The sequence below is a fragment of the Bradyrhizobium sp. WSM4874 genome, from assembly GCF_055811835.1.
Window position 1 is genome coordinate 16,683 of sequence record NZ_JBVVPR010000065.1, and the last position, 13,770, is coordinate 30,452.

Below are 13,770 nucleotides of genomic sequence, written 5' to 3' on the forward strand. Positions count from 1 at the left end.
GCTTCCATCGTTCTGATCGAGGCTGCAGCGGCGGCTGCCTGGTCGAAGACGGCCCCGCAAGCTTCGCTCAGGTCCGACCTTCTTTGCCGGAGACAGGCTTCCACACCGGTGGGGTCGGGAATGTAGCCGATGCATAGGCGAAACGCGTCAGGCGCGCAGGCGGCCCTTTGCGCGGCCGTGCCCCGGTCCTCCTGCGCGAACGCCGCACTGGCCACTGAAACTAACGTCACACCGACGAGCGCTGCTCGCTTCCTAAACATATCCGATCCCTTTCACCGGTTGATTCATTCGACGGCGCAGCGTCGCTCGGCCCGAAGCCCCGCGGCCGAGCAGCGCGAACACGCGCTTGTGAGTCTCTGCACTTGACACTTTCGCGACCCATGCGGTATGCGAAATATACGGTATAGTTTATTTAACGGTGGAACGATGTCAAGCCTGCTGTTGACGCTCGCAAGGGAAAATCCCTGGCCCGGAATCGCACTCGCATCTCTCAATTTCATCGTCGCCTTGTCGCTCGTGGGCATGAGCCTGCTGCTGACGGTGACCATCGGGGCACTCGCCTGGCTTCACGAGCTTGCCGACCGGGAGCCCGCGCCCCTGCGATGTGGCGAGCCGACCGGGCTCCGGATGCCTTCGACGACGCTCGGTTGCACCCCACGACAATCCTGGCGGAAATTCTGACATGCTCGGCGTGATCGAAGTCTTCGACGTCATGCACCTGGATCCGGCCACTGGCCATCCGGTGTGGACCGGCCTCACGGGCACGCGCACCGACCTCAAGCGCGACGGGCACGCGATCGATCCAAAAGCCACGGCCTATTGCCCGGTCGAATGGATCGACGAGCGCGGTTATCTCGATGCCCAGCTCGCGCGCCGGCATCCGCGACCTTGGGGCATCTGACAATGAGAAGGTCTCGTGCCATGTCCAGGATCGAGCTGCCATGAGCAGGCAATCCATGCTGTCACGAAATGCGAGCGGCCTCGTCGAACCGGAGCTACCCCTGCGGGGCTATTTTTTCTGGGTCGGAGGCGCGCTGCTCTTGCTGCTTTTGGCAGCCGGTTGGGCGCTGCCTGCTCCTGCGCCGAGCCCACTCACGGACTCGCGTTCTGCGCTGCCGCCGATCCGGATCCGCTCCGACACCAAGGCACCGGAGGCGGTCGTCATCGATACCAGCGGGTTCGGACTGCGCGTGAGGGCTGCCGAGCACGACATCGCCGACGGTCTAGCGGGGCAGCCCGAAGCTCACCTCGAAAGTAGCGACGAAACTCCGACGCAGCCGACTGATCTGCGCCTTCGGCAAAACCTGGCGCAATCGGAGCCTGACGTTCACGACCACGCAGGCCAAACCGCCGGTCGAGAGGAGATCGGGGCGCGAGAGCGTAAACTCGCTCGAGCCCATCCCGTAAAGCGGCGGCACGCTCCGCATTCTGCTTTCGCTAAACAGCCTTGGTGCCTGCGGTTCATCGATCCGCGAGCGCCGTCATTGCCGGTATGCGTCGGCGCCGAACTAACCCACCAGCCATGTTTTGCAGACCACAACAGGACTTATCCGATGCCAAAGATGCAGTTGCTTGCCCTCATGGTTTGCTCCGCCGCCCTGACCGGGACGGGAGCGATGGCCGACATCACCCAAGCTCCTTCCGACGCTGCACAGCAAAGCGCTGCCGCGCAGGACGATGTCGACGAAGCGGCCATCCGCCGAGTGATTGAGCAGTTCCATACCACCCGCGTGCCGCTGTATCAGGCGATGACGATCCCCGAGCGCTTGCACGACGGCTCAAGGACCGCTGACGTCAACTTCGAGATATCTGGTCCGCCCGTCTACCGCGTACGCACGGTCAAGAACGAGCATATCTACGAGAACGTGATTGATGCGAGCACCGGGAGCGTGTCGCAGCGCGAGATCGCATCGTCATTGAAGGAACTCGATCGAGAAGATCTGGCCAAGGTCGTCGCCCTGAAGTGGATCAAGCAGGAGCTGTCGGATGCGGTGCGGGTCGCGGAGAAAGCGGCGGAGGGAAAAGCGCGTGCTGGCGGGCTGATGAAACAGGACGGCAAACTCAATTTCGTTGTCGTCGTCGCCACCGGCGATCGTTTGAAGGAAGTCCTGCTCGAGCCGCCCAAGGCCGGGCGGCAGCCAACGCACCGCTAGGCCGCAGCACCGGTCGTATGCGATCGTCGACGGCGTGCCTGTGCCGTTAGCCAATCCGCGTCGGCCGGAGGCCGAGCTCATCCGCGTGTTCGAAGACGTGCCGGACGATCTGAGTGCGCTCAGAGTGCGCGGCCACGGAGGAACCCGGTACGACCTACTTGCCGCTGAGGGATAGGCTTATGCGGGTGACGACGTCGTCCCAGGCATGCTCTTCCTCGGCGGGATAGTTGATCAACACGCAATGGACCAGCCGCCCGGAGAAGTTGCAGCGGTCGTAAAAAACCTTGTCCCCCTTGTAGCTGGAAACCGCGAAGAAGCGCGACGTCACGCGCTTGTACTGGATGCGGGAAGGTGGATGCTTCTTGGCGAGAAAGGCGGCGGGTGAATCGTTCTCAAGGTTGGGAGCAGCCTGGATCGTGAGGTCGGCGCGGCCGTCTGCGGTTCGGAATCGCTGCCCGTACCCGTCGGGTTGGCCGGCTTCTTCCGTGAAGATCGAGGCAGGGAAATCTACAGAGGTGCCAGTCTGCGAGATGGTGTACTTGGTCCATCTCACCGGTTGCGCCGATACCGTCACTGTCGAGGCAGCGAGTGCCAAGGCAAGAGCCGCCATCGTTGCGTTCATTGCATTTCCCTCCGGGTCGCGTTCCGCCGAACCGGCGAAGCCCGGTCCTATCCTTCCTTCAGCGCCGACTTGACCTCACGTACCGGCCAGCTTTCGACGTCCGCGATCACGCGGACCTTTGCATCTCCGCCGACCAGCACGTAAGAACTCAAATCGTCGTCAGCCGGCATGACGACGATGTCCGTCTCGGCTTCCAGTTCAGCGTCAGATCGAGATCGCCAGGGAATATTCGCCAGCGCGAGCCATCGTCGAGCTCGACGATGTGGCTCTCGGAATGTGATCTGATCTTCACGACGAGGCCCGGGCGCCCGCTCTACTTCTGCCCCGAGGGAGCCTGGGCGTTCGAGTTGTTCGGGTTCTGCTTGTTGGCTTCGTGATGTCCGATCACGCATCCGCCGCGGCGCCAAGCTTGCCATGGCCTGCTACATGCCGGCGACGCCGCCGACGATGGCGCCCTTGATGCATCCTTTGGCTTCCGCCGGTGACGCCAAGGCGAGTACGGACAGGCAGGTGATGGCTAGGATTGTTTTCATGATCGTTCTCCGAGCTGAGGCGCTTGGGAGAATCAAGTCGCATGGAGCAAGGCCGTTCCGCTGCGGACGGCGAATGCTGGCCGAATACCGCGTGCGGCACGCTTGGCTTCCCGGACGCCCCCTCGAGCATCGTCGAATCCCAAAGACCCGCTCGATCGACCGGCCGGACGTGCGATGAACGCGAGGGGGTTTGCGGGAACGCTCCAAAGCTTCGGCCGTTCGCAGACAGGCATCAAGATCGAAGATTCGAGGAGTCGCCTGTGCGAATACTCGTCGTCGAGGACGACCCCCTCATACGCGAATTCGTGGTGGAGGCTCTGCGGGAAGAGGGCTACCAGGTCATCCATGCGGCCAATGGCGAAGACGCGCTGGCATGGTGCGGGAGGCAGGTCGCCGACGTGCTCGTCACAGACGTCAGGCTGCCCGGGCGTGTCGACGGGTGGCAGATCGCTGAACGTTGGCGCGAGCAGGATCCCGATCTCCCGGTGATCTACGCCACCGGTTTTTCGCCCGTCGCGCCGCGTCCGGTATCCGGCAGTCTGGTCCTGCAGAAGCCCTATGATCCGGCGGACATCGTCAGAGCCGTGAAAACCATGCGCAGGCGCGCTTCGCCGAATTGACGGCGGAGCCGGCTGCTCGCTTTCGTCCTAACGCTCGCTCCGGGAGGAGCGCACGCCAGAGCGGCCCACCCTGCCACTGGACGTCCGAACGATCGGCGTCGCGCGGATCCCGCTCACTTCGCCGGCGGGCGAAGCGGACTGCCAGCCCATTTGAGGGCCGCCGGGTCGTGCAGCGGGTCGTGGTCGCAGTTGGCGCAGACATACCGCGACCTACCCTCTCGAGCATCGTCGGGCACAGCCTTCATAGGCCTGCCGCACGCCTGGCACGCCTTCCGGACGGGATCGAACACTGGCATCTGATTTCCCCTGCGCCGGCCAGTCTACGTCCGCCGACATTGCGATCTCAAGGCGGTTCGCGGAAAATGCCGCGGCGTCGGCGCGCTTGACTCCACGACCGCAGGCTACTCAACTCTGGGGAGTGATGTTGTGGGGGTGCGTCATGGAGCAGGAATTTTATCAGGGTCTCGCCCATCGGCTCCGGGCCCTCGCCGAGAAGGCCGACCCGTTCACCCGACGTCGTCTTCTAGATCTCGCCAAGCGGTACGACGCCAAGGGCGGCACCGCGCGATCAGCAGCAACCGAACGACCGCTGCCGGTCCCGCGCACCACGCCGCCGGCTTCCGTCTTCGCCGGACCGGGCGAAACCTGACTTCAGGCCTCCCCGGCCAGCCGCTCCCTCGCGTTCAGTCAAACCGGAGATCCGGCGAGCGCCGAAATTCAGGCCGTCCTGTCTCAACGGTGAAGCTCGTCTAACCAGCAAGCGAATGCTCGAGGAAGAAACGCAGCATCTCCCTGGTCGCGTCCGGCCCGCGCGGATCGGTGTAGGACCCGGCAGGACTGCCTCCCGACCAGGCATGGCCGGCGCCGTGGACGATCCAGTGCTCGGACATCGCCAAGCTGCCTCCATCGGTGAGGATGGTGCGGGTATACGCGTGCCCGTGGGGCACTCGCCCGCGAACCACCTTGGCTTTCTGGCCCTCGGCTTCGCCGGGCCGATCGAGAACCCGTTCACCGTTGACCGGATGCACGGTGGTGTCGCCGTCGCCATGAAAGACGATTGTGGGCACCGGAGAGCAAGCCTCCGCGATAGCTCTGGGTGCACTGCCCTGCCGCATCGCCGCGAACGCAGAAGGAAGATCGCTCGCCGCCCCGCACGCCAGACCCGAGTGGACGCCGACCGCAGCGTACAAGTCGGGGTAGGTCGCGCCCATGATGGCGGCGGCGGCCCCGCCGGCTGACAGGCCCGCTACGTAGACTCGTTTCGGGTCAATGCCGTGATCCCGCATGATCTTGCGGGTGATGCCCGCGATCAGCGAAGGCTCGCCGCCATCCCGCTGCTGGTCGCCCGTGCGAAACCAGTTCCAGCATTTCGCCTGATTGGCTCCGCGTGGCTGCTCTGGATAGACGACGAAGCAGTTCTGCTCTTCCGCCAAGAAATTCATCCGGGTGCCGACTGCGAAATCGTCCGGTGACTGGGTGCAGCCGTGAAGCATGACGATGAGCGGACGCGGTCCTCCATCAGCGCGGCTCGGGATGAACAGCTTGTAGGTCCGGCTTCCCGCCGCGTTGCTGAAGCTGGCAGCGACGAACCTTGTGCCGTCTGGTGCGATATGTCCTTTGGACGGTGGAGCGCGTCCGACCGGACTTGGCAGGCTAAATCCGGAAAGATCTTTCATGCCGCCGAATGGCGCAGGGCATTTGCGCGTTTGGGCAGAAGTTGCCCGCGTGGACTGGCTTCTCTCCCTCTCCTCGACGACGTTGGCCTTCAGGTCGATTGTGGGCGGCTCGAGCCTCGCCGGCTTGACATGCACAGCACCGCCTCTTGTCGCTGCGGGGGCGCCATCGCCGCGCAGCATTCGCTGCAGGAGTGCAGTGGCCTCGACCAGTTGACCGGCACGCGTGAGGCGGGTTGCTTCGCGAACCATATCTGGATTCAGCATCGTTTCACCTCGTTCTGTCGGCGAGAGCGGCCTTGACCGCGGGGGTGGCATGAAGGGCTCCGAGCACCGAGACCGAGGCAATTGTGGCGCGGGCCAACTCGGGCGTGACGTCTTGGTCAATGGTCGCCAGACCGAGAACGTTGATGTGCAGCATCTCGCCGGCGCGCTGTGCCCTTTCGAGATCGACGCGGGCATAATTCCGCAGCCCGAGTTCCAGACTCTTCCGGGCCGTCGACTGTTTGACCACATCCGCGTGCCGCTCGAGCTGGTTCCGGATCGCCGTCCGGATGAAATCGGTGCGGTTTGAGTAGAACCCTTCCTGCACCATGAGATCGACATGGCCGAGGTCGACATAACCCAGGTTGATCGTGATCTTCTCGCTTTCGGAGGCCCGGGGTCGCAGTTCGCGTACATTGTCGGTCATGGATACATCCATCTCACCATCCAATTGGATGGTGTCCGGATGGTAAGTGGGTGCTAGTCGCGCAGTTTCAAGGACGACGGCAAACCGTCCCTAGCCGCTGCTGCGGGCTTCGAAATCGGATGCGATCTGCCGCCGCCCGGATTTCCACATGAAGGACGGAGCCGCCGGCCTGCACGGAGGCCTAGCCCCGGCGTTGGCCGCACCGGACTTCGTCAGTCCGCCGTTGGCTCCTGCTCATCTGTCGAACTGATTGCGAACGCGGCCACTTTTGGCTCGCCGAGCTGCTGCGCCGTCCGCTCGAAATCGCTGTTCTGCCGACAGCGGCATGCTAGTTTCCAAGCGCCCTGCGTCGCGATCTCATTCGATAGGACTTGGCCAATGCCCATCCCCCCGGGGAAGGAGTCGGTAGCGGCTCCCAGCCGAGCCACCGAGGTCACCAGGCAGGAGCTGCCGTACCGGCTGCGGCAGCAGTCCCTGCTGGGCGAGTTCGGCCGCTCCGCCATGCAGATCCGCGACATCGGAAAAATCCTGCAGCGCGCGACCGAGCTCTGCGCCGAGGGCCTCGAAACACCATTTGCCAAGGCTGGAGTACATGCCGAGGACAAGCGGCTGCTTGTGCGGGCGGCGTCGGCTGGGCGCCGGGCACGATCGGCGAGGTGTCGCTCGGGATCGATCTGGAATCCCCCGCCGGCCCGCATTGAGGCGGGCGAAGGCGGTGCCGGTCCGCGGCGTTCTGGGCGCGTAGATTTTCGGCCCCCCTTCACACTTCGAGAATAAAGTTGGGGTCGAAGCGGGGATTTTCCCAGCGGCTCTCCTTGGGCGGCCAAGGCCCGTAACCCTTGCTGTTCGAAACCACCCTGGTGAGACCAACTCTGGCATCGAAGAATTCGTGGGTATGGCCGAACAGCCAAACATCCGCCGGATGCATTTCGCTCATCACCTCAGCCGGAGGTGGCGGGCCCATCAGGGCCGTCAGGTCGCTCCGGAAGGCGGCGTCCAGCACCTCGTCTTCGGACAAGTGGACCGCCGGATCGGGGCGTTCATCCGGAGGGTCGGGCAGCGGCGAGTGATGGGTCACGATCACCAACCGGTGGCCGTGCTCCCTGCACTTGCGCATCTCCGACTCCAGGAAAGCTCGAGACTGCTGGTGTCGCAGCAACGCATGCGAAGGCGTGAAACGCTGCTTGTAGTTCCCGGTCCGAATCTTCCGGAAATCGTTCATCCGCGTTGCGGCAACGAGCATCGCGCGCCGCTGGTCACCGCGCAGCAGGAAGTCGGTCCACAGCGTTGCACCGGCGAATGTCACGGTCCCAGCGTGGTCCTCCAGCGTGACGCTCCGATTTTGAAGCACGTGAATGTTTGTGCCGAGCGCAGCCTCCATCGCCTTCTCTACCGTCCGGGTTTCATCGACGCCGTAGAATTCGTGGTTGCCCGCGATGTAAACCACCGGCTTGTCCGGTATGCGCTCCCGCAACCAACGAACGCCGCGGTCCATACGCGGCACCAGATCGCCGGCCACGACCATGACGTCGAACTCCGGCCGCTTCTCCGGAAGGTCCCATCCCCTGGTCAGTTCTAGATGCAGATCGCTTATTGGCCAGAGGCGCATGTCACGCGTCCCAAAGACGAAGCGGCGGGATTGAGGTCGACGAACAGTCGGTGTTTAGCGGCGCTTGCGGCGGCATTCGCATAAATTGTCAAGACGACCACCTGCATGAACTGCGAATGATCGAGACGCGCCTCCACCTCGAGTACCGCCGCGCCGGTGTGGTCTCGGAGCGGGTCATCAACTAGCCAGACGTGTCCGTGCACCCTGGACTCCCTCGACCGACCCTCCACAAATGACACCTGATCACAGCGGCCGCGCCAACTCGACGAATCTGCAGAAGGCGTTGACAAGCTGCATCTGTCTCGGAGTCCGACACTCTGCTTCGAACAATCGTGGTGATGCGACGATCACGCACAGGCACCTTGCCCGCGAGGTCGCCACATTCAGCCGGTTCGGGCTGTAGAGGAAGTCCATCCCGCGTGGCGCGTCGGCGTGGCTGGAGGTTGTCATGGAGTAGATGACGATCGGCGCCTCCTGCCCTTGAAATTTGTCTACGGTGCCGATGCGCGCGCCCGGAATACGCTCTTGGAGCTCGAAGACCTGTGCATTGTAGGGAGCGATGATGAGAATGTCCTCCAGCCCACTAGCGGCCTCGACACTGTTTCGATCGACCCAAGTCGCACCCGCCCCCAGAATATCTTTCACCAGATCGCAAACCGCGTCGGTCTCTTCCTGCGAAGAGCTTTGATTACCGGAGTGCTCGACCGCCAGGTAGCAGAGCCCCGCTCCGTTTAGCCTCCCTTTCGATTTTACTTTCTGGTTCTCCAAACCCGGTCGCGAAAAGAGGCGGCCTTCATAAAAGAGCTCCGAATTGAAGGCGCAGATGGTCGGATGCAGGCGCGAAGTCTCGGGCAAGAATAGACCGGGTTCAGGCGGAATTGTCGCGTGAGCTCCGAGGATATGATCCAGCGGCGGAAACCTCTGCTCCGTCTGGATGGCTACCCTGAATGGGCTGCTCGAGTTGTCGCGGGTCACCCAGTGGGACCACACTGTCGGCGGCCTGCGACACCGCAAGCACGTTTGCAAGCGACATCTGAGCTGCTTCGTCGATGAAGAGGACATCAACGGTGTGCGAGGCGTCCGGTCGCGCCCACAACCACGCGGTCGCACCTCCGACGTGGGCAGCAGCGCGCATCGCATCGAGAAATTCGCCGCGGACACGGGCTTGCCACCCGTCGAAAGCACAACGGGAAAGAAGCGCGGCCGCAGACCGCTGCCGGCGAACCTGCCGCGTGAGCGGGTCGAGTATGACCTGCCCGACGATCAGAAGGCGTGTCCTTGCTGCCGTGGCCAGATGCATCGCATGGGCGAGACTGTCACCGAGCAACTTCATATCGAGGTGAAGGCGAAGGTTTTACAGAATGTGCGCTTCAAATATGGGTGCCGCCATTGCGATCGCACCGGGATCAATGCCCCTGTCGTGACCGCGCCGATGCCGACGCAGCCCTTGCCGGGCAGCGTTGCCACGGCCTCAACGCTGGCGTTCGCGCTGGTTCACAAATATGTCGATGGCACGCCGCTCTACCGTCTGGCGCAGGCCTTCGAACGCGCAGGTGTTCCGGTCAGCCGCGGCGCTTTGGGTCATTGGGTGATCGGCTCGAGCGAGAAGCATCTGCATCGCATCTCAGACGCCCTGAAGCTGCGGCTCAGATTGCAACCTCTCATCCATGGCGACGAGACGACGGTTCAGGTCCTCAAGGAGAAGGACAAAAAAGCCACCAGCACATCGTACATGTGGGCTTATCGCAGCGGCCAGGGCAGTCACGAGCCCATCGTTCTTCTGGATTATCAGCCGGGCCGCGGCCAGATCCACCCGCAGGCGTTCCTCGGCGATTACCGTGGCATCGTGATGAGTGACGGCTATACCGCATGGCGCACGCTGGAAGGGGCCACCCACATTGGATGCATGGCCCACTCCCGACGGCGCTTTGTCGATGCCCTCAAGGCGAGGAAGAAGGGCGGCGGCCCGCCAGAGCAGGCGCTGCGGTTCTTCGAACAGCTTTACCGGGTTGAAAGGCAGGCGCGGGACGAAAAACCAGATCAATGCATTCGCCGCTTCCGCCAGCAACACAGCATTCCCGTCCTGAACGCCCTCAAGGAATGGCTCGATCAAATCGCCCCGAAGGTCTTGCCCGACAGCAAGCTTGGCGATGCCGTATCCTACACTCTGAACCAATGGGAATATCTGACGCGCTACACGCAAGACGGCAGGATGCCGATCGACAACAATCTCCTGGAGCGCGGTATCAGAATCTTTGCCACTGGCAGAAAGAGCTGGCTGTTCAGCGACACCGTCGAGGGAGCCAGGGCCAGTGCCGTCGTCTACAGTCTGATGCTGACCTGCCGCGCCTCACGCGTCGAGCCGTTAGCCTGGTTGCGCCACGTGCTCACCGATTGCCTCAGCGCGCCGACGACGCCGATATTACCGACCTGCTGCCCTTCAACTTCCCCAAAACCGCCGCCTGAACGGGTCAGATGCCGCCCTCGATACGAAGGCCATCCGTCAAAAGCGCGGGCGTCACCGTGCGGAGAAAATCGCGCTTACCAAAATCGTATGCGATCGCAGGACGCTCCTCTGCCCCTTCGACCCGCAGAACCGCAGGCCGTGGCTCCATCGAGCGCGGCGAGATCGGATCAAGCCTGTTCGATGCGGCGTCTCGTATGGGCCTTGAGGGTTTGGTCTCCAAGCACCGCGAGCGACGGTACCCGCCGCGAACCTGCGACTGGGTCAAGGTAAAGAATTGAGCACATCCCGCCTTCAGCCGCTTAATGGGCCAGTTCTGAGACCTCAGCGCGGCAGCTCCTTAGTTGGGCGAAGGTTTTGCCGTTTGAGCCGGCCCCCTGTTGCACGCGTTCGATCTCGACGATCGGTAGGGAGCCGAGAGCAGCATCAGAAAAAGCGCCCTCGCTGCTTTGTACCTGGCGGCGGCTCTGCTGGTCTCCCGTCCTGACATCACGGTCATTTTTTCGCAAGTGCACACGCGCCAAGTCCACCTTCGGCTTCGCCGTTCAAAGGCAATATCAAAGAATTCGAATTGGTCAGGCATTGCGCTGCACAACAATTCCGGCCAGTCGAGAATAGTCGAACGCGTTGACCCAATCCACAAGTCGCGGACATGCCCCTCAATGCCGCCAGTTGGAATTTTCCTTGCCTTGCGGAGTTACGGATTAATTTCGGTCGGAGCAAACCGTTTGAAGGTTAAAGGACCCCGGTATAGCATCGGAAGCTCCGGCTTTGATGAAAGCTTTGGAAGGGCCGCCTCATTGGCGGGTTCGTATTCCCCGCAGCATGGCACTTCGTGCTTCCGAGATTACAATGTCGTCTCTCAACAGGATTGCGCTCTTCATCGACGGAGCCAATCTCTATGCGACCACCAAGACGCTCGGTTTCGATATAGATTACAAACGCCTGCTGAGCGAATTTCAGAGCCGCGGTACGCTTCTGCGCGCGTTCTACTACACGGCGACTATCCAGGACCAAGAGTTCTCTTCGATCCGTCCGCTGATCGACTGGCTTGACTATAACGGCTTCACCGTCGTCACTAAGCCGACCAAGGAGTACGTTGACGCCGGCGGCCGGCGCAAGATCAAGGGCAACATGGATATTGAGCTCGCTGTCGATGCCATGGAACTCGCCGAGCACATCGACCAAATGGTGCTGTTCTCCGGTGACGGCGACTTCCGGTACCTGGTGGAGGCGGTACAGCGCCGCGGCGTTCAAGTCACCGTCATCTCCACGATCGCGAGCCAGCCGCCGATGATCGCGGACGAGCTGCGCCGCCAGGCCGACGTGTTCACCGATCTCATCGAGCTCCAAGCCAAGATCGGCCGCGATCCCTCCGAACGCGCGGTCATCACCGCAGCAGGTCCCGGAGCGTCCCGTCGCGGGGCCGAAGGGAAATGACAGCGTTCACGAGAATTGATCCCGAGCGAGAATGAGGATCCCTAGCGAATAAGCCCGGCATTTGCGCCGGGCTGATCGCAAGTAAGCTTTGCGTGCTCGCAATGGAGTAATTGGAGAAGATTCTCCGCTGTCAGTCGGTTCGGATTGTAACGTTGGGCGCCGGCTCGCGCCACTTTGCACGGGCGTGTTGCTGACCGGTCACGCTCCTAAGCTAAGCCTACCCCTAGCGGCGCATCGCCTTGATGCCCGGACTTGCGCGCTCCGAAGCACCCAAGTAGCATTCGAAACTGATGTGAAGCTCAAAACGAAAATGGTGCCGCTCACACGCGCTATCGGAGCGTCACTTGGCTGCCGATTGGCGCCAAATTAATTCTGTCTCATAATGATGATGACTCTATCGCAACATAAAAAAATAAGGTGGAAAACAGAAATAGGGAGATTAGGGATGGAAACTATGCGCCGCTTTCGCGCGATGGCGTCACTTTGCCCCAGAGTGCCGCGTGGGATCCTGAAAGAAGCTGGAAGCTGCTCGCAGAGGCAGAGTACTGGGAGCATCTGGCGGCTTCGGCTCTAGGTCATTGAGCGCAGAAATAGCGATTACTCGATTTACCTATTTATCGTTGGCTCCTTTGTCGGTCCCTTCAATGGGGCACACCACCCGGTGACCTCTTGCAAGTAACAACTGCTGACCTCGAACATCGACCTTAACCCAACCGAGGTCCCGGCTGGCAGCTTGTTCGCCGGGATCGGACGCTTCACAACTGTTCTACCGGCGGGCGAACTGGCAATCGGTCAGCGCGTGATGGCGCGGCGGGGCTGGGTCTAACGGGGCAAGGCACCTCGCTACAACTCGCAGGCGTCGACCTCCTCGTCCGAGAACTTCTCGCTCTCCAGGTTCAGGCGATCCATCGCCTCCTCCAACTCCCCCGTGACCACGGCGTAGTCCTCGAACGTGTTCGAACGTCCGATGTGGATTTCGATTAGCCGCCGAAGTTCGGTCCTGAACTGATATTTGCTGACGGTCATCAGTCTCCTCCGTGAGCCCGGCGCCGGATCTCATTCTACAGCGCTGAGCGCTCAGGTTTGATCGAAGTTCGACGCGAAACAACAAGACGCGGGCGCGACATTTCGATACGATTCCACTGCAGTCAAGCCGAGCATTTGCATGGATCGTTTGCATACAATTCGCGGAACGTTTGCAGATATGACTAGGTTGCCGGGTTGCGTTGGCCATCCCATCACCATCGACGGACGGCGCTTCCGTGGGACGGCACCCCACGGAATCGACTAACCAATCCTCCTGAAGGGGGCCGTCTTGGTTGCGGGCCATTCGTGGAGGGGGCTGCGGCGGCGGCCCTGTCCAGGCTTCAGACACTTGGGCCAGTCGTCGCTCGCTCCAGCGACCCGGGGCACTTACTCCAGAAAAATGAAGAGGTTCCATGGCGAAGCAGGTGAAGAAGAAAATCGAGCGCGCCCGCTACACGAAGGACGACGTCAAGGCGCTCAAAGCGCACTCGAAGGGATGATCTCCTAATTGTAGTAGCGCGGTCCGCGGATGTTGGCATCCAGGATCGGCGCATCGTCCGCGGAACGCTGCTGAGCAGAACGCCGATCGAGATTGTTGGCGAGGATCGACTTGACCGAACCATAGGTGCGCGCGCCGATGTCGATTGCCCGCGCAGCCGCGGCGTCCAGCCGTTCGCGCCCATAGGAGGCGGCGAGCCTGAGGATGCCGAGGCAGGCGCGGAAGCCTTGCTCGGGGTGCGAGCGCTCGTCGAGAATGAGGTCGCACAACGCGCTGGTCGCCGGCCCGATCGCGGCGGCGTCCTGGCGGATACGCGCGATGGTCCAGCCGGCGTAGCGCCGATGGCTGGAGGCCATGTGCTCCGGCACGGTGGTGTGTTTGTGATTGCCGCTCATGCGCTGATGCGCGGCGATCCGCTCGCCCTTGTGGAAGATCTCGAC

At 62.2% G+C, this 13,770-nt stretch carries 13 protein-coding genes and 3 pseudogenes; 7 read left to right on the top strand and 9 right to left on the bottom strand.

Annotated features, from left to right (window positions below; all coding sequences use genetic code 11):
* The first annotated feature begins 426 nt into the window (after window positions 1–426).
* The 3 genes from AC0L3P_RS36480 to AC0L3P_RS36490 are packed head-to-tail and all read left to right on the top strand — an operon-like array spanning window position 427 to window position 2,153.
* Window positions 427–681: a hypothetical protein gene (locus AC0L3P_RS36480; RefSeq protein ID WP_354065377.1), complete on the top strand. Its 255-nt coding sequence runs from the start codon at window positions 427–429 to the stop codon at window positions 679–681.
* A 1-nt stretch (window position 682) separates the two neighbouring features.
* Window positions 683–901: a hypothetical protein gene (locus tag AC0L3P_RS36485; protein WP_473308965.1), complete on the top strand. Its 219-nt coding sequence runs from the start codon at window positions 683–685 to the stop codon at window positions 899–901.
* A 40-nt stretch (window positions 902–941) separates the two neighbouring features.
* Window positions 942–2,153, top strand: coding sequence for a PepSY domain-containing protein (locus AC0L3P_RS36490; RefSeq protein WP_473308966.1), 1,212 nt, complete (start codon window positions 942–944; stop codon window positions 2,151–2,153).
* Window positions 2,154–2,307: 154 nt separating this feature from the next.
* Here the strand turns inward: AC0L3P_RS36490 and AC0L3P_RS36495 are convergent, their stop codons facing one another.
* The 3 genes and pseudogenes from AC0L3P_RS36495 to AC0L3P_RS36505 all read right to left on the bottom strand — a co-directional run bounded on the left by AC0L3P_RS36495 (window position 2,308) and on the right by AC0L3P_RS36505 (window position 3,308).
* Window positions 2,308–2,775 carry a hypothetical protein gene (locus AC0L3P_RS36495; protein ID WP_473308967.1) on the bottom strand — a complete coding sequence of 156 codons (468 nt, stop codon included), beginning with the start codon at window positions 2,773–2,775 and terminating at the stop codon, window positions 2,308–2,310.
* A 47-nt stretch (window positions 2,776–2,822) separates the two neighbouring features.
* Window positions 2,823–2,945: a hypothetical protein gene (locus tag AC0L3P_RS36500; RefSeq protein ID WP_473308968.1), complete on the bottom strand. Its 123-nt coding sequence runs from the start codon at window positions 2,943–2,945 to the stop codon at window positions 2,823–2,825.
* 143 nt (window positions 2,946–3,088) lie between these two features.
* Window positions 3,089–3,308: pseudogene (locus tag AC0L3P_RS36505) on the bottom strand (hypothetical protein).
* 260 nt (window positions 3,309–3,568) lie between these two features.
* On the opposite strand from AC0L3P_RS36505, the gene AC0L3P_RS36510 reads away from it, so the two are divergent.
* Window positions 3,569–3,928, top strand: coding sequence for a response regulator transcription factor (locus tag AC0L3P_RS36510; RefSeq protein WP_094184077.1), 360 nt, complete (start codon window positions 3,569–3,571; stop codon window positions 3,926–3,928).
* A 439-nt stretch (window positions 3,929–4,367) separates the two neighbouring features.
* Entirely contained in the window at window positions 4,368–4,577 is a 210-nt protein-coding gene (locus tag AC0L3P_RS36515; RefSeq protein ID WP_473308969.1) for a hypothetical protein, read from the top strand.
* Between the two features lie 100 nt (window positions 4,578–4,677).
* Here the strand turns inward: AC0L3P_RS36515 and AC0L3P_RS36520 are convergent, their stop codons facing one another.
* The 4 genes from AC0L3P_RS36520 to AC0L3P_RS36535 all read right to left on the bottom strand — a co-directional run bounded on the left by AC0L3P_RS36520 (window position 4,678) and on the right by AC0L3P_RS36535 (window position 8,756).
* Entirely contained in the window at window positions 4,678–5,868 is a 1,191-nt protein-coding gene (locus AC0L3P_RS36520; RefSeq protein WP_473308970.1) for an extracellular catalytic domain type 1 short-chain-length polyhydroxyalkanoate depolymerase, read from the bottom strand.
* Window positions 5,869–5,872: 4 nt separating this feature from the next.
* Complete coding sequence (locus tag AC0L3P_RS36525; RefSeq protein WP_473308976.1) at window positions 5,873–6,292, bottom strand: CopG family transcriptional regulator; 420 nt, start codon at window positions 6,290–6,292, stop codon at window positions 5,873–5,875.
* A 760-nt stretch (window positions 6,293–7,052) separates the two neighbouring features.
* Window positions 7,053–7,901, bottom strand: coding sequence for a metallophosphoesterase (locus AC0L3P_RS36530; protein ID WP_473308971.1), 849 nt, complete (start codon window positions 7,899–7,901; stop codon window positions 7,053–7,055).
* Window positions 7,902–8,144: 243 nt separating this feature from the next.
* Window positions 8,145–8,756: a DEAD/DEAH box helicase gene (locus tag AC0L3P_RS36535; protein ID WP_473308972.1), complete on the bottom strand. Its 612-nt coding sequence runs from the start codon at window positions 8,754–8,756 to the stop codon at window positions 8,145–8,147.
* A gap of 88 nt (window positions 8,757–8,844) precedes the next feature.
* Between AC0L3P_RS36535 and tnpC the strand changes: the two are divergent.
* Window positions 8,845–10,367: pseudogene (tnpC, locus tag AC0L3P_RS36540) on the top strand (IS66 family transposase).
* Window positions 10,368–11,217: 850 nt separating this feature from the next.
* Window positions 11,218–11,805, top strand: coding sequence for a LabA-like NYN domain-containing protein (locus tag AC0L3P_RS36545; protein ID WP_473308977.1), 588 nt, complete (start codon window positions 11,218–11,220; stop codon window positions 11,803–11,805).
* Window positions 11,806–12,648: 843 nt separating this feature from the next.
* On the opposite strand, the gene AC0L3P_RS36550 is transcribed toward AC0L3P_RS36545, so the two are convergent.
* Together AC0L3P_RS36550 and AC0L3P_RS36555 are read right to left on the bottom strand one after the other, a co-directional pair.
* Window positions 12,649–12,831: a hypothetical protein gene (locus AC0L3P_RS36550; RefSeq protein ID WP_473308973.1), complete on the bottom strand. Its 183-nt coding sequence runs from the start codon at window positions 12,829–12,831 to the stop codon at window positions 12,649–12,651.
* A 504-nt stretch (window positions 12,832–13,335) separates the two neighbouring features.
* A pseudogene (locus tag AC0L3P_RS36555) lies at window positions 13,336–13,770 on the bottom strand (IS21 family transposase); the annotation flags it as partial.

Coding starts and splice junctions, on each gene's coding strand:
- AC0L3P_RS36480 (WP_354065377.1), top strand. CDS start 427: ATGTCAAGCCTGCTGTTGACGCTCGCAAGGGAAAATCCCTGGCCCGGA.
- AC0L3P_RS36485 (WP_473308965.1), top strand. CDS start 683: ATGCTCGGCGTGATCGAAGTCTTCGACGTCATGCACCTGGATCCGGCC.
- AC0L3P_RS36490 (WP_473308966.1), top strand. CDS start 942: ATGAGCAGGCAATCCATGCTGTCACGAAATGCGAGCGGCCTCGTCGAA.
- AC0L3P_RS36495 (WP_473308967.1), bottom strand. CDS start 2,775: ATGAACGCAACGATGGCGGCTCTTGCCTTGGCACTCGCTGCCTCGACA.
- AC0L3P_RS36500 (WP_473308968.1), bottom strand. CDS start 2,945: ATGCCGGCTGACGACGATTTGAGTTCTTACGTGCTGGTCGGCGGAGAT.
- AC0L3P_RS36515 (WP_473308969.1), top strand. CDS start 4,368: ATGGAGCAGGAATTTTATCAGGGTCTCGCCCATCGGCTCCGGGCCCTC.
- AC0L3P_RS36520 (WP_473308970.1), bottom strand. CDS start 5,868: ATGCTGAATCCAGATATGGTTCGCGAAGCAACCCGCCTCACGCGTGCC.
- AC0L3P_RS36525 (WP_473308976.1), bottom strand. CDS start 6,292: ATGACCGACAATGTACGCGAACTGCGACCCCGGGCCTCCGAAAGCGAG.
- AC0L3P_RS36530 (WP_473308971.1), bottom strand. CDS start 7,901: ATGCGCCTCTGGCCAATAAGCGATCTGCATCTAGAACTGACCAGGGGA.
- AC0L3P_RS36545 (WP_473308977.1), top strand. CDS start 11,218: ATGTCGTCTCTCAACAGGATTGCGCTCTTCATCGACGGAGCCAATCTC.
- AC0L3P_RS36550 (WP_473308973.1), bottom strand. CDS start 12,831: ATGACCGTCAGCAAATATCAGTTCAGGACCGAACTTCGGCGGCTAATC.